Consider the following 17,024-nt stretch of genomic DNA (forward strand, 5'->3'; position numbering starts at 1 on the left):
AACTTACTACATTACCTACAACTCTGGCAGGCGCCGTCTGTAACCCTTTGTGAAACTTTGACTACACAATATTCGTAAAGCTTCATGACGAAAGCGATATAAAAAAACCTATCGACTCCCTTCAAACCTTTAAAGACGCTCATCGCTGGCAGCGCCTTCAATGCCACGGAACCCACGCGCCAACAGGTATTGCTCGCGGGACCGATCCCGGGAAGAGTCCGGTTTGCGCATCTGAACCTTGTCGAATAGCTTACGGATGTTCTTGTGATACTCGTCGAAACCTTCCCCCTGGAAGACCTTGACCAGGAAATCCCCCCCCGGACGCAATACCCGGCCCGCCAGATCCAGCGCCAATTCGCACAGGAACATGGCGCGCGGCATATCAACAGCCGGTAATCCACTCATATTGGGGGCCATGTCGGAAATCACAAGGTCTACCTGCGAATTTCCCACGGCTTCAAGAATCTCGGCCAGTACCGCATCCTGAGTGAAATCCCCATGTACAAAGGTTACATCCGGAATGCTGTCCATCTCCAGAATGTCGGAAGCGATCAACCGCCCCTGCCCACCAATCAGACGACTGGCAACCTGTGACCAGCCGCCAGGCGCCGCTCCGAGGTCGATCACACTCATGCCGGGGCGGAATAGTTTGTCCTTGTCCTGCAACTCCAGCAGCTTGTAGCTGGCCCGGGAGCGGTAGCCGTCCTTCTGCGCCTTTTTGACGTAAGGGTCGTTGAAATGCTCTTGTAGCCACTTAAGGCTGGTTTTGGAACGGGCCACTGGGCACCTCGAAAATAAAACGGGTCGTGATTAACTGGGCGGTCCCGGACTCGCTCGGGTAAACTGGCCGCCGCTTTTTACAAGATCAGACGCAGGGGTCAGATTATGCCGCTCACTCAAGAGCAGAAGAAACAATACAAATCCATTGGCCACCATCTGAAACCAGTTCTGATTGTGGCAGACAACGGTTTGACTGAGGGTGTGTTAGCCGAATTCGAACGCGCACTCAACGATCACGAGCTGATTAAGATCAAGGTTAATATCCTTGACCGCGAAGCACGCCTGGCCGCCATTGCAGAACTGTGCAAGGTGGGCAAAGCGGACCTGGTTCAGGTTATCGGCAAGATGGCGCTGCTGTATCGCAAGAACTTCAGCGTCAACAAGCAACTGTCGAATGTTCACCGCTTCAAATGATAGCAAGGGTCAAGGGCGTGCTTCGCGCGCCCTGCCACTCCAACCCGGTGCCGGCTGTATCACCAGCACGAGGCCTGAGAACCCTAGCACAAGATAGCTGAATAGTTGCCAGCGCAACGCTTGCGGCAGCCAGACATGCACGACGAAATACATCGAACAGCCATACAGCGCCATCAACAGTAATTGCCCACGAATATCCCGCCACAGACTCTCCAAGCCCTCGGTCCTTACCAGCACCAACACTTGAAGTATCACGCACGCCGCCGCAAAACCCACCAGCAACGCACTCAGTAATCCATCGAGCTCATCGATCAGCAACGGCGCCAGCCCAATCAGGCCCAACGCCGGCAAAACGCCAAGGTGCAACAGCCACAAGCCACCCACCCAGAGCATCTGGGTGAGCTGCCAGAGCATTGCGCCCGCCTGGAGCGGGCGCCGTCTTTCAGACGTGACGAACTTCAACAATCTCGTACTCGATCACACCGCTTGGTGTTTTCACGGCGACCACGTCGCCTTCTTCCTTGGCGATCAAGGCGCGTGCGATCGGCGAGCCGACAGAGATCTTGCCTTGCTTGATGTCAGCTTCATCCTCACCCACGATGTGGTAAGTCACGCTCTCATCAGTCTCGACGTTGGCAATTTCAACGGTCGTACCGAAAATCACCTTGCCGGTGTGCGCAATAGTGGTCACATCGATGATCACAGCATTCTGCATGCGGCCTTCGATATCGCGGATCCGCGCCTCGACCATACCTTGCTGCTCGCGAGCAGCATGGTATTCGGCGTTTTCCTTCAAGTCACCCAGCTCGCGGGCCGTACCGATGTCCTGGCTCAGCTTTGGACGTACGACCTTGGTCAGGTGGGCGTGCTCCTCTTCCAGGGCCTTGGCACCCTGGACGGTCATTGGGTATTTGGTAATGCTCATGCCTTCAATCCTGCGTGTAGATCCTGCAAGCGACGCACGGTCTTTTCCGGACCGAACTTGAGCGCTTCGCAGATAGCTTCGCCAGCAGCAATGGTGGTGGTGCAGTAAATCTTGTGCTGCAAGGCGTTACGACGAATGGAGTAGGAATCCGCGATCGATTGACGACCTTCGGTGGTGTTGATGATCAAAGTGACTTCGTCATTCTTGATCATGTCGACCACGTGCGGACGACCTTCCGTTACCTTGTTCACGCGACGCACTTTCAGGCCGGCAGCCTCGATCAGCTTGGCGGTCCCGGCGGTGGCCACGACTTCGAAACCCAAGTTGATCAGATCACGGGCCACACCTGCAACCAGTGGCTTGTCGTCATCGCGCACGCTGATGAACGCCGTACCGCCGGTCGGCAGCACTTCGCTGGCGCCCATCTGCGCCTTGGCAAAAGCCTCACCGAAGGTATCGCCCACGCCCATCACTTCACCAGTGGACTTCATTTCCGGGCCCAGGATCGGGTCCACGCCAGGGAATTTGGCGAACGGGAACACCGCCTCTTTCACACTGTAGAAGTTCGGGATGATTTCCTTGGTGAAGCCGATTTCCTTCAGGGTCTTACCAGCCATCACACGCGCAGCGATCATGGCCAGCGACACGCCGATGCACTTGGAAACGAATGGCACGGTACGCGACGCGCGCGGGTTGACTTCGATGACGTAGATGTCTTCGCCCTGCAAAGCCAACTGCACGTTCATCAGGCCGACCACACCCAGTTCGAGGGCCATTTTCTTGACCTGCTCGCGCATCTCGTCCTGGATGTGGGCCGGCAGCGAGTAAGGCGGCAGCGAGCATGCGGAGTCACCGGAGTGAACGCCGGCCTGCTCGATATGCTGCATGATTGCGCCGATTACCACGTCGGTGCCGTCGCAGACCGCATCCACGTCCATCTCGATGGCGCAGTTAAGGAAGTGGTCCAGCAGCACCGGGCTGTCATTGGAGACTTTCACCGCGTCGCGCAGGTAACGCTTGAGTTCTTCTTCTTCGTAGACGATTTCCATCGCACGGCCGCCCAGCACATAAGACGGACGCACCACCAGCGGGTAGCCGATCTTGCTGGCTGCGCGAATCGCTTCATCTTCGCTGCGCACAGTGGCGTTCGGCGGCTGACGCAGGTTCAGGCGCTCAACCATTTGCTGGAAGCGCTCACGGTCTTCGGCACGGTCGATAGCGTCCGGGCTGGTGCCGATAATCGGTACACCCGCCGCTTCGAGGGCGCGCGCCAGTTTCAGCGGGGTTTGGCCGCCGTACTGAACGATCACACCTTTAGGCTTCTCGACGCGCACGATTTCCAGCACGTCTTCCAGGGTCACCGGCTCGAAATACAGGCGATCGGAGGTGTCGTAGTCGGTGGAAACGGTTTCCGGGTTGCAGTTGACCATGATGGTTTCGTACCCGTCCTCGCGCAGAGCGAGGGCGGCGTGTACGCAGCAGTAGTCAAACTCGATACCCTGGCCGATACGGTTTGGCCCGCCGCCCAGGATCATGATCTTGTCGCGACCCGACGGCGCCGCTTCGCACTCTTCCTCATAGGTGGAGTACAGGTACGCGGTGTCGGTGGAAAACTCCGCCGCGCAGGTGTCGACGCGCTTGTAGACCGGAAAGATTTCCAACTTGTGGCGATGAGTACGCAGGTTCTTCTCGGTCACACCCAGCAACTTGGCCAGACGCTGGTCGGAGAAGCCCTTGCGCTTGAGGCGGAACATCATGTCGCGGTCGATGCTGGCCAGGCCCAGGGTCTTGACCTTCTCTTCTTCCTTGATCAAATCTTCGATCTGTACCAGGAACCACGGATCGATCATGTTCATGCCAAAGATGTCTTCGACAGTCATGCCGGCACGGAACGCGTCCGCCACGTACCAGATACGCTCGGCACCCGGCACGGTCAGTTCGCGCTTGAGCACGCTCATGCTTTCCGGATTGCTCAGGTCGAGTTTCTCGTCCAGACCGCAAACGCCGACTTCCAGGCCTCGCAAGGCTTTCTGCAGAGATTCCTGGAACGTCCGGCCGATGGCCATCACTTCACCCACCGACTTCATCTGGGTGGTCAGGCGCGCATCCGCCTTGGCGAACTTCTCAAAGGCAAAGCGCGGCAGCTTGGTCACGACGTAGTCGATGGAAGGCTCGAAGGACGCCGGGGTTTTGCCGCCGGTGATGTCGTTCGACAGTTCATCCAGGGTGTAGCCCACCGCCAGCTTGGCCGCGACCTTGGCGATAGGGAAGCCGGTGGCCTTCGACGCCAGTGCCGAGGAACGGGATACACGCGGGTTCATTTCGATCACGACCATACGGCCGGTGTTCGGGCAGATACCGAACTGAACGTTGGAACCGCCGGTTTCCACACCGATCTCACGCAATACCGCCAGGGAGGCGTTACGCAGGATCTGGTATTCCTTGTCGGTCAGGGTCTGCGCCGGAGCAACGGTGATCGAATCACCAGTGTGCACACCCATCGGATCGAAGTTTTCGATGGAGCAGACGATGATGCAGTTGTCCTTTTTATCGCGGACAACCTCCATCTCGTATTCTTTCCAGCCAATCAGAGACTCGTCGATCAGCAGCTCTTTGGTCGGCGACAGGTCGAGCCCACGGGCGCAGATCTCTTCGAACTCTTCACGGTTGTAGGCAATGCCACCACCGGTGCCGCCCATGGTGAAGGACGGACGGATGATGCAGGGGAAGCCCAGGGTCTCGAGGACCGCGTTGGCTTCTTCCATGCTGTGGGCAATACCGGAGCGCGGGCATGCCAGGCCGATGGACTTCATGGCCTTGTCGAAGCGCGAACGGTCTTCGGCCTTGTCGATGGTGTCGGCATTGGCGCCGATCATTTCTACGCCGAACTTCTCCAGAACGCCTTCGCGCTCCAGGTCCAGAGCACAGTTCAGCGCGGTCTGGCCGCCCATGGTTGGCAGCAGCGCGTCCGGACGCTCTTTCTCGATGATCTTGGCAACGGTCTGCCATTTGATCGGCTCGATGTAGGTCGCGTCGGCCATCGCCGGATCGGTCATGATGGTGGCCGGGTTGGAGTTCACCAGGATGACGCGGTAACCCTCCTCACGCAGGGCTTTACACGCCTGGGCGCCGGAGTAGTCGAATTCGCAGGCCTGGCCGATCACGATCGGGCCAGCGCCGAGAATCAGGATGCTTTTTATGTCTGTACGTTTTGGCATGGGTTTGTCACTCAAATCCGCAGGTCAGTCGGCAAGCCGTCTTGAACAATCTTTAGAGAGCCTGCGGGGGCCACCGGTTTTCGGGGCCACCCGCAAGCCGCTCAGTCAGCGTCGCTTGGCCATCTCATTGATGAAACGGTCGAACAGCGGTGCTACGTCGTTCGGGCCCGGGCTGGCTTCAGGGTGGCCCTGGAAGCTGAACGCGCTCTTGTCGGTGCGCTCGATGCCTTGCAGGGAACCGTCAAACAGCGACTTGTGAATCGCACGGACGTTGCCCGGCAAGGTCGCTTCATCCACCGCAAAACCGTGGTTCTGGCTGGTGATCATTACCACGCCGGTGTCCAGGTCCTGCACGGGGTGGTTGGCGCCGTGGTGGCCGTGGCCCATTTTCAGGGTTTTGGCACCGGAGGCCAGAGCCAGCAGCTGGTGGCCCAGGCAGATACCGAATACCGGGATCTCGGTTTCCAGCACGTCCTTGATCGCCTGGATGGCGTAGTCGCAAGGCTCAGGATCACCTGGGCCGTTGGACAGGAACACACCGTCCGGCTGCAGAGCCAGCACATCGCTGGCAGGCGTTTGTGCAGGTACAACCGTCACCCGGCAGCCGCGCTCGACCAGCATGCGCAGGATGTTGTACTTGATGCCATAGTCGTAGGCCACTACGTGGTAAGGCAGCTCGGCGGCGTCGATGGTCTCGTGGCTGTCGGTCTTCAGGTCCCAGACGGTGGAGCGCCACTCGTACTTGTCCTTGGTGCTGACGACCTTCGCCAGGTCCATGCCTTTGAGGCCGGGAAAGCCTTGCGCGGCCGCAATCGCCGCCTCTTCAGAAATATTCTCGCCGGCCATGATGCAGCCGTTCTGCGAGCCTTTTTCACGCAGGATGCGTGTCAGGCGACGCGTGTCGATACCGGCGATAGCCACCACATTGTTGGCTTTCAAGTAATCGGACAGCGACATCGTGTTACGCCAGTTGCTCGCGACCAGCGGCAGATCACGAATCACCAGGCCCGCGGACCAGACACGATCAGACTCGACATCTTCCGGGGTAGTACCGGTATTGCCGATGTGTGGATAAGTCAGGGTAACGATCTGTTGGGCGTAGGAAGGATCGGTAAGGATTTCCTGATAGCCGGTCATGGCAGTGTTAAACACTACCTCTCCAACGGTTTGACCGTCGGCTCCAATGGCTTCGCCGCGAAAAATGCTGCCATCAGCAAGGGCGAGTATGGCTGGCTTAGTCAAGAAGACCTCCCGTAAATAAAGCCTGAAGGGGCGATCGCAGGTTGTAAAAAAGCGGAGTGACGTATGGACACGTCACCCCGCTTGTTCACTGAATTATTCTGCGCGCTTTTAGTGGACACACTAAAGCTGTAGCTTACAGAAAAAGGCTTTTTGGGTCCACCGCTAAAGAGCCTTAAAGGCAGGGGAATGCGACAGGACGTCGCCTAGCGGTTAAAAACGGGGGCTCAGGATAATCCTGGGCACCCGTTTTAGCTACTGATCAGTGCAGGTCCAGCACGTCACGCATGTCGTACAAGCCAGGCTCGCGCCCCTCCAGCCAAAGCGCAGCGCGTACGGCGCCCTTGGCGAACGTCATGCGACTGGAAGCCTTGTGCGTGATCTCAAGGCGCTCGCCCTCAGTGGCGAATAACACCGTATGGTCACCCACCACATCGCCACCACGCACGGTCGCAAAGCCAATGGTGTCGCGCGCCCGAGCACCGGTATGGCCCTCACGACCGTAAACCGCGACCTTCGACAGGTCACGACCCAACGCATCGGCAATGGCTTCCCCCATGCGCAGCGCCGTACCAGAAGGCGCATCGATCTTGTGGCGATGGTGGGTCTCGATAATCTCGATATCCGCTTCATCGCCCAGCACTCGCGCGGCCATGTCCAACAGTTTGAGCGACAGGTTCACGCCAACGCTGAAGTTGGCGGCAAACACCACGGGAATATCCTTGCCCGCCTCCACCAGCAACTGCTTCTGCTCGGCAGTCAGCCCCGTGGTACCAATCACCATGGCCTTGCCCGACTTGCGGCAGAACGCCAGGTTCTTGAGCATCACTTCAGGCAACGTGAAGTCGATCAACACATCGAACTCATCAGCCACTTGCTCCAGGCTGCCCGACAGCGAAACGCCGATACGCCCCAAGGAGGCCAGCTCTCCCGCATCCGCACCGATCAACGTGCTGCCAGGGCGAACGATCGCCGCCGTCAGCCCGGAGGCCGGTGAACGCAACTGCACCGCTTCGACCAAAGTCTTGCCCATGCGCCCGGCAGCGCCCATTACGGCTATACGTCGCATATTCACTTCCTTACAGGTCGCCGAAGAAGCGCTTCACGCCTTCGAAGAAACCGGTGGTTTTCGGCGAATGGGTGTCATCGCCCTCCAGGGAGCTGCGGAATTCCTCGAGCAACTCGCGCTGGCGGCGGCCCAGGTTGACCGGTGTTTCTACCGCCACGCGACACATCAAGTCACCCGCCCCACCACCGCGCACCGGCGCCACGCCCTTGCCACGAATGCGGAACTGCTTGCCGGTCTGCGTGCCTTCAGGAATCTTCAGCTTGACGCGACCATCAAGGGTCGGAATCTCAAGCTCGCCACCCAATGCCGCATCCACAAAGCTGATTGGAACCTCACAGAACAGATGCTTGCCGTCACGCTGGAAGATCGCGTGCTCGCGCACACTGATCACCACGTACAAGTCGCCAGTAGGCCCACCCTGCGCGCCTGCCTCACCTTCGCCCGACAGACGAATGCGATCACCGGTATCCACACCGGCCGGCACTTTGACCGACAAGGTCTTGTACTCTTCGACGCGGCCTTCGCCGTGGCAGGCGTCGCACGGATCGGAAATGATCTTGCCCTGTCCATGGCAACGCGGGCACGTCTGCTGCACCGAGAAGAACCCTTGCTGCATCCGAACCTGGCCAATACCGCCACACGTAGGGCAGGTGATGGGCGAAGACCCCTTCTTGGCACCGGAGCCGTCGCACGGCTTGCAGTTGACCAGCGTAGGCACGCGAATGTTGACGCTGGTGCCGCGCACGGCCTCTTCCAGATTCAACTCAAGCGTGTAACGCAGATCACTGCCACGCTGGGCACCGCCACGCTGACCACCACGACCACCACCAAAGAAGTCGCTGAACACGTCACCGAAAATATCAGAGAAATTCTGACCACCAAAACCGGCACCACCGCCACCCATGCTCGGGTCGACGCCGGCATGACCGTACTGGTCGTAGGCCGCGCGCTTATTGGGATCACACAAGCATTCGTAGGCCTCATTGGCCTCTTTGAACATGTCTTCGGATTCTTTGTTATCCGGATTACGGTCCGGGTGGTGCTTCATCGCCAGGCGGCGGTAAGCCTTTTTCAGCTCAGCCTCGCTGGCCCCACGCTCCACACCCAAAACTTCGTAATAGTCACGCTTTGCCATAAGTCTTTGCACTCTTAAGGACGTCCAGCCAGACCCTCCTGAGCCTTGCCAAACTCGTTGAGCCCCAATACAGGCCCGGACCCAACTCACGTCAATTCAACGATCCTGGTCATTACTGCTTTTAGCCAGGGACCCGGCCAAAAACCCGGTGTTCAATACTCGGAAAGCAGGAGCATCCCCGATCACACCGCCAGCATCCGACTGATGTCGCATGCTGTAAAAATTCGCATACCCCAGACACGCCAACGCGGGAGCAAGCTCCCGCGCGGCGACATCCTACCAGTCACCGCTTGAAAGCGGTCAACCGGGCGACCAAGTTACTTCTTCTGGTCTTCTTTGACTTCTTCGAACTCAGCATCGACAACGTCGTCATGCTTGGCTTCCGGTTCTGCCTGTTGTGCAGCACCGTCCGCCGGCTGAGCCTGCTCTGCGTACATCTTCTGAGCCACTGGCGCAGAGACTTTCGACAACTCTTCAATCTTGGCTTCAATGGCGGCCTTGTCGTCGCCTTTGACGGCGGCTTCCAGGGCAACCACGGCAGCCTCGATTGCAGCTTTCTCTTCAGCCGTAACCTTCTCACCAGCGTCCACGACCATTTTGCGGGTCGAGTGAACCAAAGCATCGCCCTGGTTACGAGCGCCAGCCAGTTCAGCGAACTTGGCATCCGCATCAGCGTTGGCTTCAGCATCACGAATCATCTGTTGAATTTCTTCATCAGACAGACCGGAGTTGGCCTTAATGGTGATCTTCTGCTCTTTGCCGGTCGCTTTGTCCTTCGCACCTACGTGCAGGATGCCGTTGGCGTCGATGTCGAAAGTCACTTCGATTTGTGGCACACCACGTGGCGCTGGTGGAATATCGGCCAGGTCGAACTTGCCCAGGGATTTGTTCTGGGAAGCCTGCTTACGCTCACCTTGCAGCACGTGAATAGTCACAGCGCCCTGGTTGTCATCGGCAGTCGAGAACACCTGGGATTTCTTGGTAGGAATCGTGGTGTTTTTCTCGATCAGCGCGGTCATCACGCCACCCATGGTTTCGATACCCAGGGTCAGCGGGCTGACGTCCAGCAGCAGCACATCTTTTACATCGCCGGCCAATACCGCGCCCTGGATGGCAGCACCCATGGCAACTGCTTCGTCCGGGTTCACATCTTTACGCGCTTCTTTACCGAAGAATTCAGTAACTTTCTGCTGAACCAGCGGCATACGGGTCTGGCCGCCCACCAGGATCACGTCGTTGATGGAACCAACGTCGATACCGGCGTCTTTCAGTGCAATGCGGCAAGGCTCGATGGTGCGCTGAACCAGGTCTTCAACCAGTGCTTCCAACTTGGCGCGAGAAATCTTCACGTTCAAGTGCTTAGGACCGGTGGCATCTGCAGTGATGTACGGCAGGTTGACGTCAGTCGACATGCTCGACGAAAGCTCGATCTTGGCTTTCTCGGCCGCTTCCTTCAGACGCTGCATGGCCAGCGGGTCACCCTTGAGGTTCATGCTGGTTTCTTTCTTGAATTCGTCAACGAGATAGTCAATCAGACGAATATCAAAGTCCTCGCCACCCAGGAAGGTGTCGCCGTTGGTAGCTAATACTTCGAACTGGTGTTCGCCGTCGACTTCAGCAATCTCGATCACCGAAACGTCGAAAGTACCACCGCCCAAGTCATAAACGATCACAGTGTGATCGCCCTTGGCCTTGTCCATACCGTAGGCCAGGGCCGCAGCAGTCGGTTCGTTGATGATACGTTTTACATCCAGGCCCGCGATGCGGCCGGCGTCTTTGGTTGCCTGGCGCTGGCTGTCGTTGAAGTAAGCCGGAACGGTGATCACCGCTTCGGTGACCGCTTCACCCAGGTAGTCTTCGGCAGTCTTCTTCATCTTTTTCAAGACTTCAGCCGAGATCTGCGGCGCGGACATTTTGTTGCCGTTCACTTCAACCCAGGCGTCACCGTTATCAGCCTTGGCGATTTTGTAAGGCACCATCTTGATGTCTTTCTGTACGACTTCTTCGTCGAATTTACGACCGATCAGACGCTTTACTGCGTACAGCGTGTTATGAGGGTTAGTCACTGCCTGACGCTTGGCCGACTGACCCACAAGGATCTCGCCGTCGTTGGCGTAAGCGATGATCGAAGGCGTAGTACGTGCGCCTTCTGCGTTCTCAATGACTTTGGCTTTGCCGTTTTCCATGACCGAGACGCACGAGTTGGTGGTCCCCAGGTCGATACCGATAATTTTGCCCATGATTTACTCTCCCGAAACTTGAATTTGGTTGCCGCAGCAGTTGTGGCTAACTGCGGTAGCACTTAATCGCTTGACTTATAAATGGGGGCCTTGCGGCGAATTTCAAGCCTGCTCATCAATAGAAGGTGCAGCGGGTGCTGGCGCCTTGCTAACCACCACCATTGCCGGGCGCAGCAAACGACCGTTGAGCAGATAACCTTTCTGGAACACCTTCAGCACACTGTTAGGTTCCAGGTCATGGCTTTCCTGCATGGCCATTGCCTGGTGGTGCTCAGCATTGAAGGGCTCGCCGCCCTGCGGATCGATGGCTTCGAGCTGATAACGCTTGAGCGTGTCCTGGAACATTTTCAGGGTCAGCTCAATGCCTTCACGCATCGCACGAATGTTTTCATCATCCGGATTGGACAGCTCGAGGCCGCGCTCCAGGCTGTCCATAATCGGCAGCAGGTCACTGGCAAATTTTTCCAGTGCGAATTTATGCGCTTTTTCTACATCCTGCTCGGCACGGCGGCGGACGTTCTGCAGATCGGCGGCAACACGCAACGACTGATCCTGCGCAGCAGCCAATTGCTCTTCGAGCACTTGCACACGAGTTGCCAGTTCATCACCGACAGCCGAATTGGCGTCTGGAGTTTGCGTATCCTGCGTCTGTTCGTCAGCCATAGATTCTCTCCTTTCAAAATCATGCGCGAACACAACTCGCGCTTCTGTTCCGGTATATGGGGCCACAATTTTCAGGTTCAAGGGCTCAGGCGATACCAAAAATCTCTCACCCGGACACGGATGATTCCTGCCCACACATTCCCGTTTGCGCTAAAAAATGTCGAAATTCAAGCAAATCGAGCTAAGCATCAGGATTGTCAGGGCTGAACAAAACACTGTATAAATAACCAGACCTAAAGCCTGGGAGCGGCCATCATGCTCGTGCACCTGTCCGTACATAACTACGCCATCGTTGAACACCTGGATCTCGAACTGGATCGCGGGATGAGCGTAATCACAGGCGAAACCGGCGCCGGCAAGTCGATCATGCTCGACGCGCTGGGGCTGACCCTGGGCGATCGCGCCGACAGCGGCGTAGTACGCCCCGGCGCGGACAAGGCCGATATTCTCGCCACGTTCGACCTGGCCGACATTCCCGAAGCTGAAGCCTGGCTGGCTGAGCGCGACCTCAACCATGAAGGGCCGTGCATCCTGCGCAGGGTCATCACCGCCGAAGGGCGTTCGCGCGGCTATATCAACGGAACCCCCTGCCCGCTTGGCGACCTGAAAGCCCTGGGCGAGCTTTTGATCGATATCCACAGCCAGCACGAGCACCAGTCACTCCTGAAAACCGATACACATCGTCGCCTGCTCGACGAATACGCCGGCGCCACCGACCTTGCCAGGCAAGTGCAACTCGCCGCACAACGCTGGCGCCAGACGCGCCAGGAACTCGAGCGGCTCTCCAACTCCGGTGACGAACAACGTGCGCGCCATCAGTTGCTCAGCTACCAGCTTGAAGAATTGGAGAGCTTGGGCCTTGGTGAAACGGAGTTGGAGCAACTGGAACAGGAACACAAGAACCTCACCAATGCCGAAACTCTTTTGGGCATCTGCCGCCAGGTAGTGGAGCAATGCAGCGAGAGCGATTCCGGCAATGTGCTCAACGCACTCACCGCCAGCCTCAATCGCCTGTCCAGTGTGAACAACGCTTCCAGCTCCCTGAGCGAAGCCACCACGTTACTTACCAGTGCACAAATCCAGGTGGAAGAAGCGGTGGGCGAGCTGAACCGTTTCCTGGATCACTTCGATGCCGACCCGGCGCGCCTGCAAGAGATAGAGGAACGCCTGGACACTATCTACACACTGGCGCGCAAGCATCGAATCCAGCCCACCGAAGTGGCAGCAATGCAGCAAAAACTGCTGGATGAAATCGAAACGCTGAACGCGAACGATGAATCCATTGAGCGCCTGGGTGACGAACTTGCCTCTTATGCTCGCCACTATCAGGAGAAGGCTCAAGAACTGAGCGAGCTGCGCCATAAAGCCGCGACCAGCCTTGCCGGCGCGGTCGAGCAGGAGATTCAGCGCCTCGGCATGCCGGGCGGGCGTTTCACGATCGAACTGCGCACCAACGCCAGCAATGAGCTGCAACCCCACGGCCTTGAACAGGTGGAACTGTTGGTCAGTGCCAACCCTGGGCAACCGCTCAAGGCGCTGGCAAAAGTTGCCTCAGGCGGTGAACTGTCACGCATCAGCCTGGCCATTCAGGTGATTACCGCACAGACCTCCCGCGTACCGACGCTGGTATTCGATGAGGTGGACGTGGGTATTGGTGGGCCGACGGCAGAAATTGTCGGGCAACTGTTGCGTCGCCTGGGGGATCGAGGCCAGGTCCTTACCGTCACCCACTTGCCACAGGTGGCCGCCCAGGGGCACCAGCATTTGTTTGTACACAAGGTGCGAGGCAGCGACGCAACACGCACAGCAGTGTCCAAACTGAACAAATCGGAACGCGTAGAAGAGGTTGCGCGCATGCTGGGCGGCATCGACCTGACGAAAGAATCGCTGGCACATGCGAAGAAGATGGTGGTTGCCACCAAGGCCTGATCTTATCCCTATATAGAAAGCACGAAGGCGACCCTGAGGTCGCCTTCGATCGTCTCGCAGAGCGCGTCTGCGTAGCTTTTTACTTTTTCTTACGGATGTACAACACGAGATTGTGATCCACCAAATCGAAGCCATGCTCCTCAGCGATTTTGTGCTGAAGCTCTTCGATTTCCGTGCTGGTGAACTCGATAACCTCGTTGGTATCCAGGTCAACCATGTGGTCGTGATGACCGCCGTCAGCCAGTTCAAATACTGCGTGACCGCCGTCGAAATTATGACGAACCACCAGCCCCGCGGCTTCAAACTGGGTGAGCACACGATAAACCGTGGCCAGGCCAACGTCCTCATTGGACTCCATCAGCGCCTTGTAAACATCCTCGGCACTCATGTGGCGCTGCTCAGCAGAATCGAGCATTTGTAGAATCTTGACGCGTGGCAGAGTCACTTTGAGACCGGCTTTGCGTAGTTCGCTATTTTCAACCATGGTTAGCTTTCTCGCGGATGCTGCTTCGCAGCTTCTCTTAATACGGGTATGATCGGCGTTTACGTTGTCCCAGCCAAGATAGTGGAAGTCGCCCACCGATGCAAAACACCAAGCTCTTGCTAACCAGTTTCACCTTTGTGGGACTGCTCGCACTCGCCGGTTGTTCATTCCCCGGGGTTTACAAAATCGACATCCAGCAGGGCAATGTCGTCACGCAGGACATGATAGACCAGTTACGCCCCGGAATGACCCGACGGCAGGTAAGGTTTATCATGGGTAACCCCCTGCTGACCGACACTTTCCATGCCGATCGCTGGGATTATCTCTACAGCATTCAGCCTGGTGGCGGTGAGCGCCAGCAGGAGCGCGTCAGCGTCATTTTTAATGGCAATGACCAGCTTGTCAGCCTGTCCGGTGACTTCATGCCCGGCGTAAGCCGCGATGAAGCCTTGCTGGGTAAAGACAACGCCACGAACGTGACGGCTCCCGCTCAGGAAGGCGAAAAGCCGAAGTCCGAGGTTCCGGCCAAACCTGGCTCCTTGCTGGACAAGATCCAAAAAGACGTCGACGGCGTGGAAACCGTGCCAGTCCCGACGCCTCAGCCTCTGGACACCAGCCCGCAGTAACTGTGCGGCCATTAAAAAGCCCGGCGTGCCGGGCTTTTTTGTACCTGTCGGGCGGAAATCCTAAGGGTTTCGCTGCCTGGCAAGCGCTGCCTTGGCTGCGCGCAACCTACGAATCTCCTTAGGGTCAGCCAGCAACGGGCGGTAGACCTCAATGCGATCACCTGCGTGCACAGCGCGAAGATCGGCGTCAGCAACCACCTTGCCGAATATCCCCAGCACGCATGTTTCAGCGTCAACATCAGGGAACTGCTCCAGGATCCTGGAAAGCCGAACCGCCTCGCGCACGCTGGTGCCCACCGGCACCGTCACCGCGAGCAAGACCTGGCGATCCTCAGCAGCATGCACCACTTCGATTTCAACCATGCAGCTGCTTGGCCCGCTGACAGAAAGCATCCACTAACGTATTGGCCGCCTGATTGAACAAGGGCCCCAGCGTCGCACGCACGATAGGCCCTGCGTATTCGAAAGACAGGTCAAGACTGATTTTGCAGGCCTTGTCCGTTAGCGCCTTGAACACCCACACACCATGCAACTGCGTAAAGGGCCCTTCCTGCAGATTCATCTCAATGGACTTGCCCGGCACCAATACATTGCGCGTGACAAAATGCTGACTCAGGCCGCCCTTGGCGACACCAACACTGGCAACCATGTGCTCGGCACTGCTCTCCAGCACTTCGGCAGTTGAGCACCACGGCAGGAATTCCGGATAACGCGCCACGTCGTTGACCAGATCATAGAGCGCCTGTGCCGGATAGGGCAGCAGCGCCGAACGTTGAATATGCGTCGTCATGTGTGCGTTATTTCCACAGCTGAGCGGCAAACATCGCGAAAGAACAGCCCGATTCGCGAGAGAAAAAAACCAAAGAACTGCCCGCATTGTCCGGGATTCATCCAACACGCTCAAGCACGCAGGTTGACCGTAGCCGACACGCTCGCAACTGCCTATAATGCCGCCCCTATGGCTAAACAAAAGAAACACCCCACAGGGACCATCGCGCAAAATAAAAAAGCGCGACACGATTACTTCATCGAACATCGTTTCGAGGCTGGTCTGGTCCTGGCCGGCTGGGAAGTAAAAAGTCTGCGTGCCAGCAAATTGCAGCTGGTCGACAGTTATGTGCTGCTCAAGGATGGCGAGGCTTGGCTGTTAGGCAGCCATATTACCCCGCTGACCACCGCGAGCACCCATGTGATCGCCGACCCGGTGCGCACCCGCAAGCTGCTGCTTAACGCTCGCGAGCTGGACAAGCTTGCCGCAGCCGTTCAGCAGAAAGGCTACGCCTGCGTCTGCCTGTCCTGGTATTGGAGCAAACACCTGGTCAAGTGCGAGATCGCACTGGGCAAGGGCAAAAAGGAATACGACAAGCGCGATACCGAGCGCGAACGCGATTCCAACCGCGAGCTGCACCGCGCGGTTCGCAACAAGGGCAAGGAAGAATAACCTTGTATCGATGTGGCCTCGGCAATCGCCGCGGCTACATCCCCTTGCGTCGCTCCGCACGCGCCACGCGCTGAACCTCCTGACGCACTTCCTCCAACACTTCCTGCACATACAGCAGGTGACGTGTAGAAACCTCCCGCGCCTGCTCGGCCCGCCCCTCGATAATCGCCAAGTACAAATCCCGATGCTGATTGATCAGCATGTCACGGGTTTCGGTACGCTGTTGATACATGCCGCCGATGTTGGTCACCACGTTGCGCTTGAGCAGATCGAACAAACCACGAATCGTATGCAGCAACACCGCATTATGACTGGCTTCGGCGATCGCCAGATGAAACCGCGCATCCGCCGCCCCCTCCTCCGCCCGACTCACCTCATCGACGCGGGTGTAGCAATCCTGCAGCGTTTCAAATGCAGCGGTGAGACGCTCACGGTCGACCTCAGTGGCGCGCAATGCCGCGTAGTAAGCACAGGAAGCCTCCAGGGTCTGACGAAACTCCAGCAAATCACGCTGCGCCTCAGGATTGTTTTCCAGCAAGTGCAAAAGCGGATCGCTGAAGGTCGAGCCCAGAGACTCCGCGACATAATTACCGCCGCCCTGACGACTTACCAGCAACCCTTTGGCCACCAGCTTCTGGATAGCCTCGCGTAACGACGGGCGCGACACGCCGAACTGCTCGGCCAACGCGCGCTCAGCCGGCAAGCGCTCACCCGATTTCAGCGTGCCTTCAAGGATCATGCCTTCAAGCTGCTCGACAATATCGTCAGACAAACGGCGCTGACGCACCTGATCAAACGCCATAACTCACTCTCCACCATCCCGGCCCTTCGCCGGGCCCTCTATTCTGGCCTATCGCCGCC

At 57.7% G+C, this 17,024-nt stretch carries 17 protein-coding genes; 4 read left to right on the top strand and 13 right to left on the bottom strand.

Going from position 1 to position 17,024, the window contains the following annotated elements:
- Positions 1-129 precede the first annotated feature (129 nt).
- Complete coding sequence (gene rlmE / locus QRN10_RS17785) at positions 130-780, bottom strand: 23S rRNA (uridine(2552)-2'-O)-methyltransferase RlmE (protein WP_010206606.1); 651 nt, start codon at positions 778-780, stop codon at positions 130-132.
- Positions 781-885: 105 nt separating this feature from the next.
- Between rlmE and QRN10_RS17790 the strand changes: the two genes are divergently transcribed.
- Complete coding sequence (locus QRN10_RS17790) at positions 886-1,194, top strand: YhbY family RNA-binding protein (RefSeq protein WP_010206607.1); 309 nt, start codon at positions 886-888, stop codon at positions 1,192-1,194.
- 9 nt (positions 1,195-1,203) lie between these two features.
- Here QRN10_RS17790 and QRN10_RS17795 read toward each other — a convergent pair whose 3' ends face one another.
- The 8 genes from QRN10_RS17795 to grpE all read right to left on the bottom strand — a co-directional run bounded on the left by QRN10_RS17795 (position 1,204) and on the right by grpE (position 11,716).
- Positions 1,204-1,608 (bottom strand): MFS transporter, encoded by a 405-nt coding sequence (locus QRN10_RS17795; protein ID WP_181080022.1) that lies wholly within the window; start codon positions 1,606-1,608, stop codon positions 1,204-1,206.
- A gap of 28 nt (positions 1,609-1,636) precedes the next feature.
- Positions 1,637-2,113, bottom strand: coding sequence for a transcription elongation factor GreA (gene greA / locus QRN10_RS17800; protein WP_253511916.1), 477 nt, complete (start codon positions 2,111-2,113; stop codon positions 1,637-1,639).
- A 2-nt stretch (positions 2,114-2,115) separates the two neighbouring features.
- Entirely contained in the window at positions 2,116-5,337 is a 3,222-nt protein-coding gene (gene carB, locus QRN10_RS17805) for a carbamoyl-phosphate synthase large subunit (RefSeq protein WP_010206612.1), read from the bottom strand.
- A gap of 105 nt (positions 5,338-5,442) precedes the next feature.
- Positions 5,443-6,579: a glutamine-hydrolyzing carbamoyl-phosphate synthase small subunit gene (gene carA, locus QRN10_RS17810; RefSeq protein ID WP_253509420.1), complete on the bottom strand. Its 1,137-nt coding sequence runs from the start codon at positions 6,577-6,579 to the stop codon at positions 5,443-5,445.
- A 259-nt stretch (positions 6,580-6,838) separates the two neighbouring features.
- Positions 6,839-7,645, bottom strand: a complete 807-nt coding sequence (gene dapB, locus QRN10_RS17815; protein WP_181080025.1) for a 4-hydroxy-tetrahydrodipicolinate reductase — start codon at positions 7,643-7,645, stop codon at positions 6,839-6,841.
- Between the two features lie 10 nt (positions 7,646-7,655).
- Positions 7,656-8,780, bottom strand: coding sequence for a molecular chaperone DnaJ (gene dnaJ, locus QRN10_RS17820; protein WP_181080026.1), 1,125 nt, complete (start codon positions 8,778-8,780; stop codon positions 7,656-7,658).
- A 317-nt stretch (positions 8,781-9,097) separates the two neighbouring features.
- Positions 9,098-11,020: a molecular chaperone DnaK gene (dnaK, locus tag QRN10_RS17825; RefSeq protein ID WP_181080027.1), complete on the bottom strand. Its 1,923-nt coding sequence runs from the start codon at positions 11,018-11,020 to the stop codon at positions 9,098-9,100.
- A 102-nt stretch (positions 11,021-11,122) separates the two neighbouring features.
- Positions 11,123-11,716, bottom strand: coding sequence for a nucleotide exchange factor GrpE (grpE, locus tag QRN10_RS17830; RefSeq protein WP_266247519.1), 594 nt, complete (start codon positions 11,714-11,716; stop codon positions 11,123-11,125).
- A 222-nt stretch (positions 11,717-11,938) separates the two neighbouring features.
- On the opposite strand from grpE, the gene recN reads away from it, so the two are divergent.
- On the top strand, positions 11,939-13,612 hold the full coding sequence (gene recN / locus QRN10_RS17835; RefSeq protein ID WP_253509421.1) for a DNA repair protein RecN: 1,674 nt from the start codon (positions 11,939-11,941) through the stop codon (positions 13,610-13,612).
- 79 nt (positions 13,613-13,691) lie between these two features.
- Here recN and fur read toward each other — a convergent pair whose 3' ends face one another.
- The gene (gene fur, locus QRN10_RS17840) at positions 13,692-14,096 is read right to left on the bottom strand and encodes a ferric iron uptake transcriptional regulator (protein WP_181080062.1); all 405 of its coding nucleotides are present in this window, start codon (positions 14,094-14,096) and stop codon (positions 13,692-13,694) included.
- A gap of 98 nt (positions 14,097-14,194) precedes the next feature.
- On the opposite strand from fur, the gene QRN10_RS17845 reads away from it, so the two are divergent.
- On the top strand, positions 14,195-14,722 hold the full coding sequence (locus QRN10_RS17845; RefSeq protein WP_181080030.1) for an outer membrane protein assembly factor BamE: 528 nt from the start codon (positions 14,195-14,197) through the stop codon (positions 14,720-14,722).
- Positions 14,723-14,782: 60 nt separating this feature from the next.
- Here the strand turns inward: QRN10_RS17845 and QRN10_RS17850 are convergent, their stop codons facing one another.
- Entirely contained in the window at positions 14,783-15,085 is a 303-nt protein-coding gene (locus QRN10_RS17850) for an RnfH family protein (protein ID WP_266246835.1), read from the bottom strand.
- Positions 15,078-15,512, bottom strand: a complete 435-nt coding sequence (locus tag QRN10_RS17855; protein WP_181080032.1) for a type II toxin-antitoxin system RatA family toxin — start codon at positions 15,510-15,512, stop codon at positions 15,078-15,080. The genes QRN10_RS17850 and QRN10_RS17855 overlap by 8 nt, the downstream gene beginning before the upstream one ends.
- A 168-nt stretch (positions 15,513-15,680) precedes the next feature.
- Between QRN10_RS17855 and smpB the strand changes: the two genes are divergently transcribed.
- Positions 15,681-16,163: an SsrA-binding protein SmpB gene (gene smpB / locus QRN10_RS17860; protein ID WP_024077453.1), complete on the top strand. Its 483-nt coding sequence runs from the start codon at positions 15,681-15,683 to the stop codon at positions 16,161-16,163.
- A 34-nt stretch (positions 16,164-16,197) separates the two neighbouring features.
- Here the strand turns inward: smpB and QRN10_RS17865 are convergent, their stop codons facing one another.
- Positions 16,198-16,965, bottom strand: a complete 768-nt coding sequence (locus QRN10_RS17865) for a GntR family transcriptional regulator (protein WP_181080033.1) — start codon at positions 16,963-16,965, stop codon at positions 16,198-16,200.
- Positions 16,966-17,024: the final 59 nt, after the last annotated feature.

The organism is Pseudomonas sp. lyk4-R2A-8, assembly GCF_030209095.1.
In the GTDB taxonomy this organism is placed as follows: domain Bacteria; phylum Pseudomonadota; class Gammaproteobacteria; order Pseudomonadales; family Pseudomonadaceae; genus Aquipseudomonas; species Aquipseudomonas quebecensis.